18 protein-coding genes are annotated in these 19,517 nt (G+C 64.7%); 12 read left to right on the plus strand and 6 right to left on the minus strand.

Features of this window, described 5'->3' with window-relative positions; genetic code table 11:
* The first annotated feature begins 113 nt into the window (after positions 1–113).
* From AC3WJP_RS14035 to AC3WJP_RS14055, 5 genes are all read left to right on the plus strand, one after another.
* On the plus strand, positions 114–992 hold the full coding sequence (locus AC3WJP_RS14035) for a helix-turn-helix domain-containing protein (RefSeq protein WP_493723690.1): 879 nt from the start codon (positions 114–116) through the stop codon (positions 990–992).
* A gap of 342 nt (positions 993–1,334) precedes the next feature.
* Positions 1,335–3,281 carry a protease modulator HflK gene (hflK, locus tag AC3WJP_RS14040; protein ID WP_493723689.1) on the plus strand — a complete coding sequence of 649 codons (1,947 nt, stop codon included), beginning with the start codon at positions 1,335–1,337 and terminating at the stop codon, positions 3,279–3,281.
* Positions 3,282–3,291: 10 nt separating this feature from the next.
* Positions 3,292–4,377 carry a protease modulator HflC gene (gene hflC / locus AC3WJP_RS14045; protein ID WP_493723688.1) on the plus strand — a complete coding sequence of 362 codons (1,086 nt, stop codon included), beginning with the start codon at positions 3,292–3,294 and terminating at the stop codon, positions 4,375–4,377.
* Positions 4,374–5,429, plus strand: a complete 1,056-nt coding sequence (hflK, locus tag AC3WJP_RS14050) for a protease modulator HflK (protein WP_493723687.1) — start codon at positions 4,374–4,376, stop codon at positions 5,427–5,429. The genes hflC and hflK (AC3WJP_RS14050) overlap by 4 nt, the downstream gene beginning before the upstream one ends.
* Entirely contained in the window at positions 5,426–7,423 is a 1,998-nt protein-coding gene (locus AC3WJP_RS14055; RefSeq protein WP_493723686.1) for a heavy metal translocating P-type ATPase, read from the plus strand. The genes hflK (AC3WJP_RS14050) and AC3WJP_RS14055 overlap by 4 nt, the downstream gene beginning before the upstream one ends.
* 93 nt (positions 7,424–7,516) lie before the next feature.
* Here AC3WJP_RS14055 and AC3WJP_RS14060 read toward each other — a convergent pair whose 3' ends face one another.
* From AC3WJP_RS14060 to AC3WJP_RS14070, 3 genes are read right to left on the minus strand one after another with little or no spacing between them, the layout of a single operon-like run.
* Entirely contained in the window at positions 7,517–7,843 is a 327-nt protein-coding gene (locus tag AC3WJP_RS14060) for a DUF3325 domain-containing protein (RefSeq protein ID WP_493723685.1), read from the minus strand.
* The gene (locus AC3WJP_RS14065; RefSeq protein ID WP_493723684.1) at positions 7,840–9,420 is read right to left on the minus strand and encodes a PepSY-associated TM helix domain-containing protein; all 1,581 of its coding nucleotides are present in this window, start codon (positions 9,418–9,420) and stop codon (positions 7,840–7,842) included. Before AC3WJP_RS14065 ends, AC3WJP_RS14060 begins: the two co-directional genes overlap by 4 nt.
* Positions 9,417–9,722, minus strand: a complete 306-nt coding sequence (locus AC3WJP_RS14070; protein WP_493723683.1) for a DUF3649 domain-containing protein — start codon at positions 9,720–9,722, stop codon at positions 9,417–9,419. Before AC3WJP_RS14070 ends, AC3WJP_RS14065 begins: the two co-directional genes overlap by 4 nt.
* A 216-nt stretch (positions 9,723–9,938) precedes the next feature.
* Here AC3WJP_RS14070 and AC3WJP_RS14075 point away from each other — a divergent pair, with 216 nt between their 5' ends.
* The 5 genes from AC3WJP_RS14075 (at position 9,939) to AC3WJP_RS14095 (ending at position 14,973) form a co-directional block, all read left to right on the plus strand.
* Positions 9,939–10,442, plus strand: coding sequence for a sigma-70 family RNA polymerase sigma factor (locus AC3WJP_RS14075; RefSeq protein ID WP_493723682.1), 504 nt, complete (start codon positions 9,939–9,941; stop codon positions 10,440–10,442).
* Complete coding sequence (locus AC3WJP_RS14080) at positions 10,439–11,407, plus strand: FecR domain-containing protein (RefSeq protein ID WP_493723681.1); 969 nt, start codon at positions 10,439–10,441, stop codon at positions 11,405–11,407. The genes AC3WJP_RS14075 and AC3WJP_RS14080 overlap by 4 nt, the downstream gene beginning before the upstream one ends.
* A gap of 91 nt (positions 11,408–11,498) precedes the next feature.
* On the plus strand, positions 11,499–13,853 hold the full coding sequence (gene fecA, locus AC3WJP_RS14085; protein ID WP_493723680.1) for a TonB-dependent Fe(3+) dicitrate receptor FecA: 2,355 nt from the start codon (positions 11,499–11,501) through the stop codon (positions 13,851–13,853).
* Positions 13,854–13,997: 144 nt separating this feature from the next.
* A complete protein-coding gene (locus AC3WJP_RS14090; RefSeq protein ID WP_493723679.1) occupies positions 13,998–14,405 on the plus strand; it encodes an HPF/RaiA family ribosome-associated protein in 408 nt (135 codons plus the stop codon).
* Between the two features lie 244 nt (positions 14,406–14,649).
* On the plus strand, positions 14,650–14,973 hold the full coding sequence (locus AC3WJP_RS14095; RefSeq protein WP_493723678.1) for a DUF3509 domain-containing protein: 324 nt from the start codon (positions 14,650–14,652) through the stop codon (positions 14,971–14,973).
* Positions 14,974–15,101: 128 nt separating this feature from the next.
* On the opposite strand, the gene AC3WJP_RS14100 is transcribed toward AC3WJP_RS14095, so the two are convergent.
* Positions 15,102–15,548, minus strand: coding sequence for a phosphate-starvation-inducible protein PsiE (locus AC3WJP_RS14100; protein WP_493723677.1), 447 nt, complete (start codon positions 15,546–15,548; stop codon positions 15,102–15,104).
* A 272-nt stretch (positions 15,549–15,820) separates the two neighbouring features.
* Here AC3WJP_RS14100 and AC3WJP_RS14105 point away from each other — a divergent pair, with 272 nt between their 5' ends.
* Entirely contained in the window at positions 15,821–16,084 is a 264-nt protein-coding gene (locus AC3WJP_RS14105) for a YebG family protein (RefSeq protein WP_493723676.1), read from the plus strand.
* A gap of 15 nt (positions 16,085–16,099) precedes the next feature.
* Here the strand turns inward: AC3WJP_RS14105 and AC3WJP_RS14110 are convergent, their stop codons facing one another.
* Entirely contained in the window at positions 16,100–17,122 is a 1,023-nt protein-coding gene (locus AC3WJP_RS14110) for a Leu/Phe/Val dehydrogenase (protein WP_493723675.1), read from the minus strand.
* 156 nt (positions 17,123–17,278) lie between these two features.
* On the opposite strand from AC3WJP_RS14110, the gene AC3WJP_RS14115 reads away from it, so the two are divergent.
* Positions 17,279–18,085, plus strand: coding sequence for a SirB1 family protein (locus AC3WJP_RS14115; protein ID WP_493723674.1), 807 nt, complete (start codon positions 17,279–17,281; stop codon positions 18,083–18,085).
* A 316-nt stretch (positions 18,086–18,401) separates the two neighbouring features.
* On the opposite strand, the gene AC3WJP_RS14120 is transcribed toward AC3WJP_RS14115, so the two are convergent.
* Complete coding sequence (locus AC3WJP_RS14120; protein ID WP_493723701.1) at positions 18,402–19,295, minus strand: alpha/beta fold hydrolase; 894 nt, start codon at positions 19,293–19,295, stop codon at positions 18,402–18,404.
* Positions 19,296–19,517 lie beyond the last annotated feature (222 nt).

A 19,517-nucleotide genomic window follows, 5' to 3' on the forward strand; every position in this document is an offset into this window, starting at 1 on the left:
GGTGGGGTCAGCGTCGCGCTTTCATAATCTTGCGCATTTGTCGCCGGGGAGGATGGCAACCACGCCCGCGCGCAGTAGGATGGGCACTCGAATTCCCAGCCGTGCCTGACACCATGCCCCCACTCGCCCACCTCCAGGTATTCCAGGCCCTGCGCGGCTCCAGCAACGCGCAGTTGGAGCACTGTGCCGAGCTCGGCGACGGCATGGTCGCGGCGCTGTGGAACAACCATCACGACGCCCAGCGCTATGACGGCCCCGGCCATCACACGTTGTCGTGCTACCTGGCGGGCGGCACCGGCACTTTCCGCCGCGATCGCCCGGACCGCAAAGGCAGCCCCGACAAGCTCTGCGTGCTGCCGGCCGGGCACGATTCGGAGTGGGTCATCAACGGTGAGCTGCGCCTGGCGCACCTGTATTTCGGCGAGGCGCAGTTCGCCCATGGCTGCGTCACCCTGTTGGACCGGGAACCGCGCGAGCTGCAACTGCGCGAGACCACCTTCCTCGACGACCCCCTGCAGGCGGCGCGCTTTCACCGCTTGGCCAGCCTCGACTGGCAGGAGCCCGGCGAGCGCGTGCTGACCAGCAGCCTGGCCCACGAAATGCTCGGGCACATGCTGCTGACCCAGGTGGGGGTTCGCGATGGCCTGCGCCTCAAGGGCGGTCTGGCGGCCCATCAGCGCCGGCGGCTGGTGGAGTTCATCGATGCGCAGCTGGCCGAGCCGTTGAGCCTCGGCACCCTGGCACAGCTGTGCAGCCTGTCCGAATACCACTTCGCGCGGATGTTCCGCAGCAGCTTCGGCATGCCGCCCCATCAATACGTATTGGCGCGCCGCCTGCACCGCGCACGGCAGTTGCTGCAGGGCACGGCCCTGCCGCTGGGCGAGGTCGCCCTGGCCTGTGGATTCGCCAGCGCGAGCCACTTTGCCCATCGCTTCGGGCAGACGCTGAAGGTCACGCCGGGGGAGTATCGCCTGGCGATGGCAGACAGATAGGGCCTCTTCGCGGGCAAGCCCGGCTCCTACAGGTGGGTGCTGTGGGGGCTGCCGATGCTGTGGCAGACAGATAGGGCCCCTTCGCGGGCAAGCCCGGCTCCCACAGGTGGACGCCGCTGGATCTATCGATGCTGTGGGAGCAAGGCTTGCCCGCGAAGACGTCGGTAGCCTTGATACAGCCTCCAATGGCTCACTCGATAAATGAAATTTTGATGTAATACTCAGTAACCTAATCGACCTCTTAGAGAGCATCGTTATACTGTTACACCCCTGACTCAACGTCTCCCTGGCCGACAAGGCCTCGCTCGGCAAGCATTTGCGCTAACAAGGCCCATTTATTCAATGCGTATCGATCTAGACGCCGACGACACTTACCCCCACAGCTTGCCGCGTTTTCAGAGTGCCAAGGTGCAGAGCGACCGCCTGCTGCGCCTGAGCCAGGTGCTGATCGCCCTGGCGGGCCTGGCGCTGGTGCTGGCGTTTCTGATCGATCTGTTCTCGCCGACGTCGATCTGGCCCGCGGTGCTCACCAACAACGCCGCCACCGCCTGCATCGTGCTGGCCGGGCTGCAAAGCGCGCGACGCGTCGCCCTGTGGCGCGCTGCCGCCATCGGCGACGCGCCCGCCCAGCCGGTCGCCGAGCTATCGGAAGCAACCACCGAAGGCGGCTGGTACGAACGCCTGCTGGAGCGCTTCAGCGATGCCGGCAAGCGCACCTTCGCGCACATCGGTGCCCCCACCTTGTGGCTCGCAGGCTGGGGCCTGCTGGCACTGATCAGCCTCTATCAAGTCTGGGAGCTGAACCTGCCAGCCGCCGCTGCCACGGCAAGCAGCAACCTCGGCGCCGGGCTGTTGCTGCTGCTGGCATTCGGGCTGCTGGTGTTCGAACGCCAACTCACCCAGCAAGCCAGTGAGCAGTGGCCCGAAGCCCGAGCCTTGGCGCAATTGCTGCGGGCCCTGCTCGCGACCCTGCTGCTCAGCGCCCTGGCCGTGTTTTTGCGCAACGCCGAAGCGATCTGGCCGGTGCGTCTGGCCGTGTTGATCGGCCTGTTGCCCGGCGTGATGGCCGTCGAGTTGCTGATTCGCGCCATCGCCTCGCTGTTCAGCCCACGCCAGCCGCGCCTCGAACCGCGCCTGCTGGGCGAAAGCCTGACCGCCAACCTGCTGCGCTGGCCGCCACAGCCGCTGCAAGCGCTGCAGGATGAACTGCGCAACCGCTTCGGCATCGACCTGCGGCAGGTCTGGGCCTTCACCTACATGCGCCGTGCCTTCGTGCCGGTGCTGCTGGTGATCGCAGTAATCGGCTGGGCACTGACGGGTGTTCGCGAAGTGCCGGTCGATGGCCGAGGTATCTACGAGCGCTTCGGCGAGCCGGTCACGGTGTTCAATCCCGGCCTGCATCTGGGCCTGCCCTGGCCGTTCGGGCAAGTGATCGCCGCCGAAAACGGCCAGGTGCATGAACTGGCCACCAGCGTCGAGGCCGGTGCCAGCGCTCCGGTGACCGTGCCTGCCGAGGGCCCGGCCCCGGAGAGCGCCGACCGTCTGTGGGACGGTACCCATTTCAACGATAAATCCCAGGTCATCGCCAGCAGCCAGGGCGGCCAGCAGGGCTTTCAGATCGTCAATCTGGACGTGCGCTTCGTCTACCGTATCGGCCTGGACGACCACCAGGTGCTGGCCGCCACCTACCATAACGCCGATATCCCCGGGCTGATCAGCAGCACCGCCAGCCGCGTGCTGGTGCATGCGTTCGCCAGCCGTACCCTGGATGAACTGCTGGGTGAACAGCGCAACGACCTGGGCGCGCAAATCGGCGCCGCGGTCCAGCATGACCTGCAGCAACTGGACAGCGGCGTCGAGATCCTCGCCACCGTGGTCGAGGCCATTCATCCGCCAGCCGGCGCCGCCAATGCCTATCACGGTGTGCAGGCCGCGCAGATCGCCGCGCAGGCGCTGATCTCCCGAGAACGCGGGGCCGCCAGCCAGCAGCGCAACGAAGCGCAGTTGCAGGCCAGCACCCTGCAGGACAACGCCAACGCCAGTGCCCGGGAAGTCAACGCCCAGGCGCAGGCCGCCGATCAGCGCTTCAGTGCCGAACAGCAGGCCTTCGCCAGTGCCGGCCAGGCCTTTGTGCTGGAGCAGTACCTGAGCCAGCTGAGCCTGGGCCTGGTCAACGCCAAACTGCTGGTGGTCGACCACCGCCTGGGCGCCGGGCAGGCGCCTACCCTTGATCTGCGCACCTTCGCCTTGCCGGTCGACCCCGCGTCGCCGCCAAAGACCGCCCCTTAGGAGTCATCCCTTGAGCCTGCTGCATTCTCACGATCACCCTGACCACGGCGGCCACGACCACAGCAGTCACGCCGGGCATGGACACGGCCATGGCGGCCACCATCACCACCATCACGGCGCAGACCCGGTCAGCGGCGGCGCGTTGTGGCGCCGCATGATCCTCGCTCTGGTGCTGGTGCTGTTCGCCATCGCCGCCGCCAGTCTGGTACAGGTGCATTCCGGCGAGGCCACCGTGATCACCCGCTTCGGCGACCCGGCGCGGGTGCTGCTCAAGCCGGGGCTGAACTGGCGCTGGCCGGCGCCGTTCGAAGCCAGCATCCCGGTCGACCTGCGCCTGCGCACCACCTCCAGCGGCCTGCAGGATGTCGGCACCCGCGACGGCCTGCGCATCATCGTGCAGGCCTATGTGGCCTGGCAGGTGCAGGGCGACGACGACAACGTCAAACGCTTTATGCGCGCCGTGCAGAACCAGCCGGACGAAGCCGCGCGGCAGATCCGCACCTTCATCGGCTCGGCACTGGAAACCACCGCCAGCAGCTTCGACTTGTCGAGCCTGATCAACACCGACGCCAGCCAGGTGCGCATCGCCGAGTTCGAAGCGCAACTGCGTCAGCAGATCGGCCAGCAACTGCTCGCCACCTATGGCGTGCGCGTGGCCCAGGTCGGTATCGAACGCCTGACCCTGCCCTCGGTGACCCTCAACGCCACGGTCGACCGCATGCGTGCCGAACGCGAGACCATCGCCACCGAGCGCACCGCCATCGGCAAGCGCGAGGCGGCGCAGATTCGCTCCGGCGCCGAACGCGATGCCCGCATGCTGCAGGCCGACGCCAGCGTCAAGGCAGCGGATATCGAAGCACAGTCGCGGGTCGACGCCGCCAAGATCTACGGCCAGGCCTATGCCCGCGCGCCGCAGCTGTACAGCCTGCTACGTTCGCTCGACACCCTCGGCACCGTGATCACCCCGGGCACGCGCCTGGTGCTGCGCACCGATGCGGCGCCATTCCGAGTGCTGGTCGACGGGCCGCCAGCCCTGGACAAGCCCATACAGGACAAACCGATTCAAGACAGAAAGCCCGCCGGTACCCAGCCATGACCGATGACGCCCTCGCCCCCCGCAATGCCAGCCCGTGGCAACAGGCCGGGCGCCTGGCGTTCCTGGCGCTGTACGGCGTCACTGTGGTCGCCGCGCTGGCCTGGGGCACCTCGAACATCCGCGAAATCGCCCCGCAGAACCGCGCGGTGGTGCTGCGTATGGGCGCCCTCGATCGCGTGCAGAATGCCGGCCTGTTGCTGGCCTGGCCGCAGCCATTCGAACAAGTGGTGCTGCTGCCCGCCGCCGACCGCGTGATCGAGCGCCGCATCGAACCTCTGCTGCGCTCCGCCGAAGCCCTCAAGGCCGAGCGCATGGCCACCTTCGGCGACCCGCTCAGCGATGCCCTGGCCGGCTCTGGCTACCTGCTGACCGGCGATGCCGGAGTGGTACAGCTGGACGTGCGCGCCTACTTCAAGGTCGACGATCCCTACGCCTACGTGCTGCAGGGCGAACACGTGCTGCCGGCGCTGGACCGCGTGGTGACCCGCAGCGCCGTGGCCCTGAGCGCCGCCCGCGATCTGGACACCATCCTCGTCGCTCGTCCGGAGCTGATCGGCAGCGACAGCCAGGCCGCCGAGCGCCGCGAGCGCTTGCGCGGCGACCTGGTGCAAGGCATCAACGCGCAGCTCGACAAGCTCAAGGACGAAGGCCTGAGCCTGGGCATCCGCGTCGACCGAGTGGACGTGCAATCCAGCCTGCCGACCCCGGCAGTAGCGGCCTTCAATGCCGTGCTCACCGCCAGCCAGCAGGCCGACCAGGCCGTGGCCAACGCCCGCACCGACGCCGCCAAGACCACCCAGGCCGCCACCCAGCAGGCCGACCGCACCCTGCAAGTGGCCCACGCCCAGGCCAGTGAACGGCTGGCCACGGCCCAGGCGCAGACCGCGACCATCGACAGCCTGGCGCAAGCCAACCCTGCCGCCATCGACCCGGATCTGCTGCTGCGCCTGTATCGCGAACGCATCCCGGCCATCCTCCACCAGGCCGGCTCGGTGACCACGGTCGACCCCGCCGACAGCGACCACCTGATCCTCCAGGGAGCCGATCGATGACTGCCCACGACCACTCCCACGATCATGCCCATGAGCCCGCTCGCGGGCAGGCCGAAGCCCCCGACCCCAGCCTGCTGACCCGCGCCGAACAGCGCAGCGCCGCACGCCAGTTGACCCTGGCCATGCTGGCCCTGGGGCTACTGTCGCTGGGCCTGATATGGCGCTGGTACGACCCGCTGCAAAGCGGCGTCAGCCAGATCCTGCTCGGCGCCGCCTCGCTGCTGGTGGCCGTGCCGGTGCTGCGTTCGGCCTGGTACAGTCTGCGTTTCCCCAGCCTGCACGGCATCACCGATCAGTTGATCGCCTTGGCGCTGATCGCCGCCTGGAGCACCGGCGACCTGATGACTGCCGCCTTGCTGCCGATCATCATGATCTTCGGCCACGTGCTCGAAGAGCGCAGCGTGATCGGCTCCCAGGAAGCCATCCATGCCCTCGGCCAACTGACCCACAGCAATGCCCGGCAACTGCTGCCCGATGGCTCGGTGCGCGAGATCGACAACAGCCAGCTGCAGCCCGGCGACATCGTCGAAGTACGCGCCGGCGATCGCCTGCCGGCTGACGGCGTGGTGCTGTCCGGCCAGGCCAGCCTCGACACTGCGCCGATCACCGGCGAGTCGGTGCCGGTCGAAGCCAGCGTCGGCGTGCAGGTCTTCGGCGGCGCGATCAACCTCGACGGCCTGTTGCGCGTCGAAGTGACCCGCACCGGCAGCGACTCGACATTGGGCAAGGTCATCGCCCTGATGCAGAACGCCGAGCGCTCCAAGCCACCGATCACCCGGGTGCTGGAGCGCTATGCCGGCAGTTACCTGATTCTGGTGTTGATGATTGCCGCCGTGACCTGGTTCATCACCCACGACGCCCAGGCGATGCTGGCGGTGCTGGTGGCTGCGTGCCCTTGCGCGCTGGTGCTGTCGGCACCGGCCACCGCCATTGCCGGCATCGCCGTGGCGGCGCGCCACGGCATTCTGATCCGCAGTTCGGCGTTCCTCGAAGAGCTGGCCGACCTCACCTCGCTGGTGGTGGACAAGACCGGCACCCTGACCTACGGCTCACTGCGCCTGCAAGCCCTCGAACTGACCGACGCGGCGCAGGAGATGAGTGCCGTCGATGCCAGCGGCACCCCGCCCGGCATCGCCCAGAGCGAGTTTCAGGTCATGCGCTTGGCCGCCAGCCTCGGCGCCGCCAGCAGCCATCCGGTCAGCCGCGCCCTGGCGACCCTGGTGCCCAAGGCCCATTGGCGCGCCCTCGACGATCTGCATGAGCGCCAGGGCCTCGGCGTGGTCGCGCAGACCGCCCAAGGCACTGCGGCCTTGGGGCGGGCGGAATTGTTCGCGCAGTTGGGTATCGATCTGCCACCGGTGCCGGATCACGGCGGCCCGATCGCCGGGCTGGCCCTCAACGGGCGTTTTCTGGCCTGGCTGAAACTGGCCGACAGCATCAAGCCCGAAGCGCGTCTGGCACTCGGTGAGCTGCGCGAGCTGGGGCTGGGCCGGCAACTGCTGCTCACCGGCGACCGCCAACGAGTCGCCGGCGAGGTGGCACAGGCCGTAGGCATCAGCGACGTAGTCGCTCAAGCGCTGCCGGAAGACAAGCTCGATCGTGTCACCGCCGAGATCGGCAAAGGCTTCCGGCCCATGGTGGTGGGCGATGGCATCAACGATTCGCTGGCGCTCAAGGCCGGCGTGGTGGGCGTGGCCATGGGCGCGGGCGGTGCGGACATCGCCCTGGCCTCGGCCGACATCGTGCTGATCGGCTCGGACCTGCGGCGCCTGGGCACCTGCGTACGCCTGAGCCGTCGCTGCCGGCATACGCTGCACGTCAATGTGGTGATCGGTCTGGGTTGGACCCTGGCGATCGTCGCCCTGGCGGCCTTCGGCTTGCTGGGCGTGGCGGGGGCGATGATCGCGGCGGTGCTGCACAACCTCAGCACCTTGCTGGTGCTGGGCAATGCCGGACGCTTGCTGCGTTTCCAGGAGCCATTGGCGAAGCTGTAGCGAGGGGGCTTGCCCCCGATTGGCCGGTCCTGATACACCGCGCAGAGCAGGTATGCCCTATCGGGGGCAAGCCCCCTCGCTAGAGGGGTGGGATCAGGCGAGGCCGAGCGCTGCCAGTGGGCTGACCAGCAAGCTGGCGGCGGCGATGCCCAGCGCCAGGCGCGGTTGATAGGGGATCAACCACACCAGCAACACCGCGCTGGCCATCAGCCCCGCCGTCCAGTTGACCAGGCCCATGGCCCAGCCGGCATTGCTCACCGCGGCCATCAACGCCAGCCCCAGCAGCAGCCACCCCGCCCCCGTCAACGCCCGACGCTGCCACGCCGTGGGCTTGCGCCTGAGCAGCTCGCCATGGTGCTTGTCCATGGCCAGGCACAGGGCCGTGAATCCCGCATACGACAACAACACGGCAGGGATCATCGGCTGGCCTCGCTTTCCAGCACCGCTTCGGCTTCCCGCGCTGCCGGTTTGCGCTTCGCTGCGGTGGCCTTCTTCATCAGTTTGCGGCTCGTCCACAGCAGGAACAACGCGGCGGCAAAGGCCGTCAGGTCGACCCCGGCCATCGCCCAGTCCCCCCTCGCGATCGAGCGCACCAGACCGTGGTCGGTGGTCAAGGCACTCACCACCGGTACCAGCGCGAGCAACAGCGCCGCCACCAGCAATTGTTCGATCCAGGCCCGTCGGCCACGGCGCAGCAGTGCGTGCAGCAACGACAGCAGCCAGGCCCCGAAGAACACTCGCACTTCCCAGGCACTGCGGCCTTCCAGCGCCACCGGCAGCAAACGGTTGGCCAGCAGGAAGCCCGGCACCGCCCAAAGCAGGCCGGCCATGCTCGCCAGGTTGAGCACCTCCACCAGGCGCAGCTCGAAGGGCAGCACGCCGGACTTGGCATGCTTGAGTTGACGCTTGTTGAGCCACATCACCAGCCCGGTACCGATCAGCGCCGTGCCGCCGATACCACCGAGGAAATACAGCCAGCGCAGCAGCGGCCCGGCAAAGTGGCCCATGTGCAATCCGTAGAAACCACCGCCGATCAGCATCGGTACCGGGATGCTGCGAGGGGTGCTCAGCACCGCGCCGGTCTGTGCGTTGAGCACCAGATTGTTGCCGTAGTTGTAAGCGATACCTTCGCTGTCATCGCGGGTGAATTCGACGGTAGGGGCGGCGTCGGCGGGCCGTTCCAGCTCGACCCGGCTGATGCGCGTAGCGGGCCATTGCTCGCGCGCCTTGTCATAAAGCTCGGTCAGCGGCATCAGCGGCCTGTTGTCGCCGCTGGCCGGCGCTGGCGCGACGCTGGGGAATACATCGCTGAAGAAGCCCTTGGTGTCGCCGTGATAGCTGGTCATGATGCTCGCCGGCATGATCATCGTCATGAAGATCACCAGGCTGCTGTAGCTGATCAGCAGATGGAACGGCAGGATCAGCACGCCAATGGCGTTATGGCCGTCGAGCCAGGAGCGCTGGGCCTTGCCGGGGCGGAAGGTGAAGAACTCCTTGAAGATCTTCTTGTGGGTGATGATGCCGCTCACCAGGGTGAAGAACATCACGAAGGCGGCGATGCTGGCCAGCCAGCGCCCCCACGGATAGCCCATCTGCAGCTCGAAGTGGAAGCGGTAGAAAAACTCGCCGCCGCGGCTTTCGCGGGTCTCTTGCTTGAAGCCGGTCTGCGGGTCGACCATGGCTCGGGTGAAACTGCCACGCCCGGTTTTTTGCGGGTCTTTGTACATCACCCCCAGCACCGGGTCGCGGTGATTCGGCAGGCTGATGTAAACGTTCGGCGAAGTGGCCGCGTTGGCGTCGATGAAGGTCTGCGCGCTGGCGAGGCTGGCGCGGCTGTCGAGGGCGCGGACCGGGATCTCGGGGTGCGCCCAGTGGGTGATTTCGTCCTGGAAATACGCCAGGGTGCCGGTCAGCCAGATGGCGAACAGCAGCCAGCCGAATACCAGCCCCGCCCAGGTGTGCAGCCACGCCATGGATTGCCGTAGACCTTCCTTCATGGCGTGTTCACCCAGTACAGGGCGCCATCGGCGAGGGCCAGCAGCAGGCCCGGCACGGCGATGCCCGCCCATGCCCGCCAGGCGCTGCGGCAGGCGAAGCACCAAAGCACCACGATCAGGTAGACGATAAAGGCCAACATCATGCTGCTGACCACGGCTTCAGCACGGGCAAGCGGCAAGGTCCAGGCGAAGCAGATGCTTGCCAGCGCGGCCAGCACGTAGCCGCCCAGCGCCGCGGCGAAGATGCGCGAGGCCACCGCAAGGCGGTAACTGGCGGACACACCGTTAAGTTTACTGGCCATCTCGGCCCCCTTTGGAATGGCGCGCGCATCCGCTGCACGGCAAAAAAACAGGCGCCAAGTCTAATGATAAATATTCTCATACGCAAAGGCCGTGTGCGGCTTTGCTGACCTGGTGGGTTGACCCCTTATGACGACCGATTGCTGAATTTCCTGAACAAAGATTACAATGCGAACAATTCTTATTCTTTTACGCACCCAGCGCGTTGGAGATCCGCCTTGTCACACGCCAGCCCAGACGCCTGCTCGACGGTCGAAGGCCTGTACGTCGCTCATCAGAGCTGGCTGACCGGCTGGCTGCGGCATCGTCTCGGCTGCCCGCATTCGGCGGCCGATCTCGCCCAGGATACCTTCATGCGTCTGCTGACCGCCCGGGAGACTCCGCCTTTGCGCGAGCCCCGGGCGTTTTTGACTACCGTCGCCAAGCGTGTGCTGTTCAACCACTACCGCCGCCAGGATCTGCAGCGCGCCTACCACCAGGCGCTGGCAGAACTGCCCGAGGCGCTGGTGCCGTCCGAGGAGTACCGGGCGATCATCCTGCAGACCCTGACCGAACTCGACGAATTGCTCGACGGCCTGCCGGTGCCGGTCAAGCGCGCCTTTCTGCTGGCTCAGGTCGATGGCTTGAGCTACGGCGAAATTGCCGCCGAGCTGAACATCAGCATCGCTACGGTCAAGCGTCACCTCAACAAAGCCGCCTTGCGCTGCTATTTCGCCCTGTGAGCGCGCCGATCAATGCCGCCGCGCACGGCTTTTCCAGCAACGTTGCCGAGCAGGCGGTGCACTGGCTGGTGGAGTTGCAGGAGGGCGGCCCCGACATTCAGCGTCAGCAGGCCTGGCAGCGCTGGCTGGAGGCCGACGCCGAGCACCGGCGTGCCTGGGAGCATATCCAGCAGGTCAACCTGCGTTTGCGCGGGGTACCCGGGCCATTGGCCCACGCCACGCTCAAGGCGCCGCCTTCGGCTGCCAGGCGCCGCGCGCTCAAGGCCCTGCTGTTGCTGGGCGTGGCCAGCGCCACCGGCCTGGGCTTGCGCCAGCAGCAGCTGTTGCCACCGTTGCTGGCCGATTACCGCAGCCCCTTTGGCGAGCGCCGGCAGATGGCGCTGGATGACGGCTCGCAGTTGCACTTGAACACCGCCAGCGCCGTGGACGTGCGCTTCGACGGCCAGCGTCGGTTGATCCACTTGCTCGAAGGGCAACTGCTGTTGAGCGTGGCAGCCGATCCGCGGCCGCTGTACATCAGCACGGTACAGGGCGTGATCAATGCGCAACCGGGCCGACTGGACGTTCGCCAACGGGCCGGACAGACCCAGGTCGCGGTGTTCGAGGGCACGGCCAGCATCGCTCCGCAGGATCTGCGAGGTTATCCGCTGGTGCTGCAGCACGGGCGCCAGGCGCGATTCAACGGCCAGCAGTGGTCGCCGCCCGTGGTCGTCGACGCCAACAGTGGCGCCTGGATCGACGGCATGCTGGTGGCGGCCGGCATGCGCCTGGACGATTTCCTCGATGAGCTGAGCCGTTATCGCCGCGGCCATGTGCAGTGCGATCCGCAGGTCGCCGACTTGCGCATCTCCGGCAGCTATCCGCTCGACGACACCGACCGCATTCTCGACCTGTTGACAGTGGCCCTGCCGTTGCAGATCAAGCGGCGCACGCGCTACTGGGTCAGTGTCGAAGCACGGGTCTGAATTTATTTTTCGAGCGCATGAGCCGATTTGCCGATCTCGCGTGACAGAGAGGGTAACTCCCCTCTACACCGACCCTCATACAGGTTCCGCGATGTCATTCACGCCCACTCCGATCACCCGTTCACTGCGCTGCCTGTTGCTGGGGGCGAGCCTCAGCCTCAGCGGCCTGCCGCTGGCCCATGGCGCGCAAATGCCGACCCGCAGCTACCACATCGCCCCCAGCTCGCTGGAAAGCGCCCTGAATCAGTTCGGTCGCGAAACCGGCGTGCTGATCTCCTTCGCCTCGCAGCTGGTGGGCGGCCTGCAGAGCCCTGGGCTGGACGGCGAATTCACTGCCGAGCAAGGTCTGCAACGCCTGCTGCAAGGCACCGGCCTGCAAGCCAAGGTCGTCGGCAGCAACGCCTACAGCCTGGAAAAGGCGCCGGTAGCGACGGCGGCGCCCAGCGCACCGATCGAGCTGGGCGCCTCGACCGTGGTCGGTGACTGGCTGGGCCAGGCCGACCAGACCAACGTCTTCGAGCATCCCGGGGCCCGCGACGTGGTCCGCCGTGAAGCCTTCGAGCGCAGCGGTGCCACCAGCGCCCGCGAGGTGCTCAATCGCATCCCCGGAGTCAACGCGCCGCTCAACAACGGCACCGGCAGCCATGACATGGCAATGAACTTCGGCATCCGCGGCCTCAATCCACGGCTGGCCACGCGTTCCACGGTGCTCATGGATGGCATCCCGGTGCCGTTCGCACCCTACGGCCAGCCACAGCTGTCGTTCGCCCCGGTCAGCATGGGCAACATGGACGCCGTCGATGTGGTGCGCGGCGGCGGTGCGGTGCGTTATGGCCCGCAGAACGTCGGCGGCATCGTCAACTTCGTGACCCGAGCCATCCCTGACGAGCCGACCCTCAAGGGCGGCCTGCAGACCGAAACCGCGCCCTCCTCCAGCCATGACGGCTTCAAGACCACCGGCAACCTGATGGCCGGCGGCACCAACGCCAACGGCCTGGGCGGCGCGATCCTCTATTCCGGCGTGCGCGGCGGCGACTGGCGCGAGCACAGCGACACGCAGATCGACGACCTGATCCTCAAGGGCAACTACCAGATCGACCAGGCCAACAGCGTGCATGCCATGGCCCAGTACTACGAGGGCGAAGCCGACATGCCCGGCGGCCTGAGCAGCGCCGCCTACAAGGATGATCCTTACCAGTCGACGCGCCTGAAGGACAAGTTCTGGGGCCGCCGCAGCTTGTTCAACCTCGGCTATCGCTACCAGCAGGACGCCCGCGAGTTCACCGTCAACAGCTTCTTCACCAACACCCTGCGCAGCGGCTACCTGGATCAAGGCAGCTTCCTGTCCCTGTCGCCGAGGGAATATTGGGTGCGCGGTGTGGAGACGCATGTCTCTCAGGGTTTCGCCCTGGGCGACAGCTGGCACGAAGTGGGCATGGGCTATCGCTACATCAGCGAGGCCGGCCATGAACTGCGCTATCGCGAGTCGATCGCTTCCGGCCTGACACCCAGCACCGACAGCCGCAATGACCGCGACACGCGCGGCTCGACCGAAGCCCACGCGTTTTTCATCGACGACCGCATCGACATCGGCAAGTGGACCTTCACCCCGGGCATTCGCTACGAGCTGATCGATTCGCAGCAGACCAACCTGCTCACCCAGGCCAAATATTCCGGCAGCTACAACACCCCACTGCCGGCGCTCAACGTGATGTATCACCTCACCGACAGCTGGAACCTGTACGCCAACACCGAAGGCTCGTTCGGCAGTGTGCAATACAGCCAGATGCCCAACCGGGTCACCAGCGGCGAAGTGAAACCCGAGAAGGCCCGCACCTGGGAACTGGGAACCCGCTATGACGACGGGCGGATCAAGGCGGAACTGGGCACTTTCCTGATCGATTTCGACAACCAGTACGACAGCAACCAGACCAACGATACCGTCATCGCCCGTGGCAAGACGCGTCATCAGGGCATCGAGAGCAGCATCAACTACGCGCTGGACGGCCTGAGCCCGGCCCTGGCCGGTTACGAGGTGTACGCCACCTATGCCTATGTTGACGCGACTATCCGCGAATCCGGGGTCAATCACGGCAATCGTGTGCCGTTCTCGTCAAAACACAAAGGCACGCTTGGCGTTGCTTATACCCAGGGCCCTTGGAAGCTCAACGTCGATGGCGAGTACCAGAGCAGCCAGTTCGCCGACAACGAAAACACCGCCGCCGAAAGCGCCGATGGCAGCACCGGGCGAATCCCCGGATATGTGCTGTTCAACGGCCGTGCCGGCTACGATTTCGGTCCGCAATTGTCGAATCTGAACGTCGCGGTCGGGGTCAAGAATGTGTTCAATCACCAGTACTTCACGCGGTCATACGACGACAACAACAAAGGCAAGTACGCAGGGCAGCCGCGAACCGTCTATCTCCAGACTTCCGTAGCTTTCTGAAACGTTCACTAATTATTTATTTATTTCAGGGGGTTGAATTCCAACTCTGGGTGCCTGACCTTGTAAACAAGAGCGGATGGAAATACCCGCGTTTCGCGATGGCCCATCCGACTTCTTGCGAGCTAGCTGAATAAGGGCTGAACTATGCAAATCCAAGTCAATAGCGATAACCATATTGAAAGCAGTATCCGACTGGAGGAGTGGGTAAGAACCACAGTAGAAAGCACGCTGGAGCGCTACGAGGAAGACCTCACCCGCATTGAAGTCCATCTGAGCGACGAGAACGGCGACAAGGCCGGTCCGCAAGACAAACGCTGCCAGATGGAGGCACGGCCCAAGGGCCACCAACCGATTTCCGTGACCCACAAGGCGCCCTCCCTGGATCTCGCCGTCGACGGCGCGGCGGTCAAACTCGATCACGCCCTCGAGCACCTGTTCGGCAAATTGCGCCAACGTCGCGCACCTGCTCCAGGCACCTCCACCGAGGGCAGCGAGGCCGACGCCTTGCTCGAAGAAGAATTCCTCGAAAACGAGCAAGTGCGCAATAGTTGATTGATTGTCCATACAAAAAAAGCGAACCCAGTGTTCGCTTTTTTTATTGGACGCCAATCGATTGTCCGACAAAACCGGCATGCCCCTTGCTTTATCAGTTCTGTAACTCCACAACGCTCGACGTCTATCTCGAAGTCAAATTGCCAGCAGGAAGCAGAAGACCCACCAGTGGTCTGGCGCGGCGAACTAATCGTGATCACGCCCAGTCAATAAGTGCAGTCTTGAACAGATCAGGTGAAACGCCATGGACAATCCCTTTCAAAGCATCAGTGACGCGTTTCAACCTCAATATCGGGTCAATCTGAGCATCGAACGGCTCGACGGCAGCATCATGCTGACTCTGTCGAACGAGACCGGGGTGGTCGCCAAGCGCATGATCAGCGCCGCCCAACGTAACGATCCCAAGCGCCTGAAACGGCTGATCGAAAGCGTGCAGTTCGGCATCGCTATCGAGCAGGGCGGCAGCGCCATGGAAATCCTTGCGGCGATGACCGATCGCGACAGCCCGGCGCTGTTGCCCAAGCCCGAAAAGAGCTGGAACCGATCAGCCAACCTCGCGGGCCTCTGAATCATCTTCCGCCAACACCCGGTTGCACACCGGGTTTGGGAGATCCCTCGAAGCAAAGGTTCGCACCACTTAGGCCCACGCCTGGACGTTCTGAGTGGCGATGGTGCGAAGGGATCTCGACGACCCTATCAGCCCTCTGCCTTTTCCTTGACCGATGGGTAACGCGCCGACGCATAGCGCACCACCAGGATCGAGAATGCCAGCAACAGAATCCCGCCACACAGATAGATGATGCCCAGATCCGGGGGATTGTGATGTGACACATCGCCAATCAACAGACGCGTCAGCGCGGTGATGGCGACGTAGAGCAAAAAGCGGATGGGCATGTGGTTGGTCTTGAAATAGATCCCGGTCATTGCCCCCAGCTCCAGGTAGATGAACAGCAGCAGGATGTCATCCACCGAGACGCTGCCCTTCTCGAGCATGCCGATAAAGGTCGCCACCGCGGCGTAGGCGGTAATGGCGCCGATCCCGAACAAGGCCAGGTAGTGGAACGCCTCCACACACAGATTGCCCAGGGAATCGGCCTGCGAATGCAGGTTCTTGCGCAGCCTGTCGGCCCATTTCATTTCCATCGATCACACCTCGGTTACGGAGAAAACCCTGATACGGCGCCGGGCCGTGAGGCAGAGTACGGGACGAACATGACCGTCCCATGCAGAAAAAAGGCCATGCTCTTCAATAAGATGGTTGTCGCGGGGGCTTAGGCACGTGGCGTGATGTCGCTGGGCTGCTATAAAGCTCGAATGCAGGGGCTATTGCTCAGCCTGGCATTTGACTGTATAAATACACAGTACTTGACGAGGCAGCTTCGCCTCCCTCACTGCAACTGACGACGAGGCCAACAATGGCTGTTGAAACCCTGTATCGCAGCACCCGAGACCTGGAGACGACATTCGTGGATCGTAAACTCGCCGATGCACACGACCAAATGCTCGAGCTGGCAGAGTCCCTGACGCAAGTCCTGCTCAAGAATGTGCCGGGGCTTTCGGAAAAGAATGCCGAAGACGCCAGTATCTACATGGCCAAGAATCGCGCGGTATTCGCCGCTGCGTTCAAGAGCAACGCCAGTGCCTTGGACGAACTCGGCGCACCCGAGGCGGCGGAGTAATAGCCCGCTGCGCGTTTACACCCCGTACACCAACCGCTCCGCCAGTATCTCTGCGACCCGCGCAGGCGAACGCTTCTCGGCCTGCGCGTGGGCGAAGATCTCCGTCAGCCGCGAGCTGATGCCGGCCAGGCGCTGAGTGATGGTGCCCAGCGCATCGCCTTGATGGGTGAGCGCCACGTAGATCAACCCGCCAGCATTGATAACATAATCGGGTGCGTAGAGAATTCCCCGCGCTTCCAGTTGGTCGGCGACATTCAGAGTGGTCAATTGCGTGTTGGCCGCACCGGCGATGGCGGCGCAGCGCAGCTGACCCACGCTTTGTCCGGTCAGAATGCCGCCCAGCCCGCAGGGCGAGAAAATATCGCAAGGGGTCGCCAGCAAGGCCTCCGCCGCCACCGGGCGAGCGCCCCACTGCTCCATGGCAAGTTGCACCCGCCCTTGATCCAGATCACTGACCAGCAATTCCGCGCCCGCCGCGTGCAGTTGCTCGCCCAAGGCATAGCCGACTTTCCCCAGCCCCTGTATGGCCACCCGCAAACCGTTCAGATCATCGGTGCCCAGGCGCGCCATGGCCGTGCTGCGAATCCCGGCGAACACGCCCATGGCCGTATGCGGCGCCGGATCGCCAGCGGCAGAGGTGCTGGTGACGTATCGGGTGGTCTGGGCGATGCAATCCATGTCGGCCGTCGAGGTACCGCTGTCGATGGCCGTCACGTAGCGCCCTTGCAACCCCTCGATGAAGCGTCCGAATGCCTCGAACAACAGCGCGCGATTTTCCACATGGGGGCTGCGGATGATCACCGCCTTGCCGCCGCCCACCTTCAGCCCCGCCAGTGCGGCTTTGTAGCTCATCCCCTGGGCGAGGCGAATGGCATCGCCCATGGCGCTGTCGTCGTCGGGATAAGCCAGGTAGCGACAGCCGCCGATAGCCGGCCCGGCGCTGCTGTTGTGGATGGCGATGACCGCACGCAACCCGGTGGGCGGGTCGTAGGCCAGGTGAACGGACTCGGTACGGGTGCTTTGCATCAGCGCGAACATCGGCGAGCTCCGGATTTTTTGTTATCGAGTGAGTATAGGACCCCGCCGTTGCCATGCAGAAAGATTCATGAATGACGATCTCTTCACCACTCACACCCATGGCACTGGACGAAACGCGCAGGCAGGGCTAAAACTGGAGCAAACGCGGAGACTGCCATGAGCCCACGCAAAGCCTGCCTCGAATGCCTGACGCGCAGTCCTGTCGCGACGTTTGAGGCAGCGCTGTGGATCGCCGCCGAGCACGACCCGCACGTGCAGCCCGAAACAATCCTCCGTCACTTTCGCGAATTGCAGCTGGAAATCAGCATCGGCTTGCCCATGCTGCCAGTCAGCGAACTCGCGCAGCCGTTGCTACGGCGCTTGAACAGCCTGGGTTTCCAACAGGATGACTTCCACCCGCTGCGTCCCCAGGCGGCGTTGCTCGACAAGGTACTGGAACGCAAGCGCGGACAGTCGCTGCCATTGGCGCTGATTGCGCTGGAACTGGCGCGCCGCCTGGACATCCCCTTGATCGGCGTGAATTTCCCTGGACATTTTTTGCTGCGCGTACCGGGAGCCGACCATCTGCTCGACCCCTGCGGCGGCCGCCGCCTCTACCCTGTGGACTGCCGCGAGCTGCTCGGGCGCCAGTTCGGCCCGCAGGTGTCCTTGAAGGCCGATCATTTGCTGGAGGCATCAGGCCGCCAGATGCTGCAACGGCTGTCGCGCAATCTGCGGCAGCTGCACGCCAGCCACGACAATCCCATTGCCGCGCTCAAGGATGCCGAGCGGGTGATGGAGCTGGGCCCCGCCACCGCCGCCGATTATCTGTCCAGAGCCGGGCTCTACCAGCGCCTGGAATGTCCGCAGGCCGAGCGCTTCGATCTCGAACATGCCTTGTTGTTGACCGAGGATCCGATTCAGCGCTTGCGCCTGACCGATCGTCTGCATCATCTGCCGACTGCCGTGACGATCATGCACTGACATGGCGCCACGTGAACTGTTGCGGTGCGGGTAACAGTGAATGTCGGTATCAGTGGTTTTTCCTGCGCCCGCGAGCGCCTAAAATTCGCTCACTGATCGGCGATCACGGTGGTTAATACCCGGTTAATCCAGGCGTTGCACACTGCCGTTGTTCATCGAACTGTGTTTGTTTCCTCCTGTGTGTTGTTCTGTAGTACTGACGTTTTGTTGCTCCTTCAAGTGAACGTCTTGTTTTGGCCACTGCCTATGCAGTGGCCTTTTTTATGCCTGTTTTTCAGGGAAGCAAGCTCGGCGGATCCAGCGCCTGCGAGGCACCTCAGAGCGCGGCAACGCGCCGAGTGACCGGCGCATGGAACTCGCGAAAATGGCGCAGCACCTGGGTCGGCGCTTCGGTATGCGGGTAGTGGCCGATATCTGGCAACAACACCGTGTCGGCGCCCGGTATCAGTTGCCGGTAGCGCTCGAGCATGCGCACTCCGGCGATACTGTCGCTGCCGCCGACAATCATGCGCATGGCCACCCCGGCGCCCTGCATGGCGTGGGTCCAGCGCTCGCCATGGGCACGCGTTTCGCCCAGATAATCCATCAGCCGATGCAGCACCCGCGGCCCGCGATTGTGCGTGAGCAGTTCCCAGCAATCGTCCAGCTCGCTTTCATTGGGGCTGGTGTCCGGCCCATAGAGTTCGGGAACACTGCGCACCAGTGCGGCGCGATTGAAGGCCCGACCGACCCACCAGCCCACAGGCCCCGATAACCATCGCTGCAGCTTGGCGGGGCGATGGGCTTCGGCGAACAGCCCGCCATTGAGAAACACACAGCTGGCGACCTTGATCTGCCCCTGGGTATGACGAAAGATCAGCTCCTGCGCAACGTTGCTGCCGTAATCATGGGCGAGTAGATGCACAGCTTCGGCGATATTCAAATGGGCGAGCAATGCCTGCTGCAGGTCGGCCTGCTCCAGCAGGCTATAGGCATGGCGACCGGGCTTGGCCGAATCGCCGAAGCCGAGCATGTCGCAGGCGATCACTCGGTATTGGCTGGTCAGCGGCTTCCACAGGTAGTGCCAGTCGTGGCTCGCGGTGGGGAAACCGTGCAGCAACAACAACGGCTGGCCGCGCCCGGCACTCCAGTAGCGCATGCTGTGCCCGTTGAAGTCGAATACCTGGGACCGCGTGCGCCAGATCCGCAGCGGTATCTCGGCCAGGGTCATCATCGCCGCTCCAGCTGCCAATGGCCGAGTCTGTGCAGCGTTATCGGGTACCCCGGGGCGGCGAGTATCGTCGATGAGGCATGCGCGACGGCGCATATACGGATTGCGATCATGGCATTCACCCAGGCACTTGCTTGTGCTTCCTGGCGCCAGTCTACGCAGAGCGTGAGGCGACGCGCAGTTGCCTTGGCAGCCAGCTTAATGGCCTTGGGGGTCAGGCCG

Source organism: Pseudomonas sp. GW821-FHT01A09, assembly GCF_058986725.1.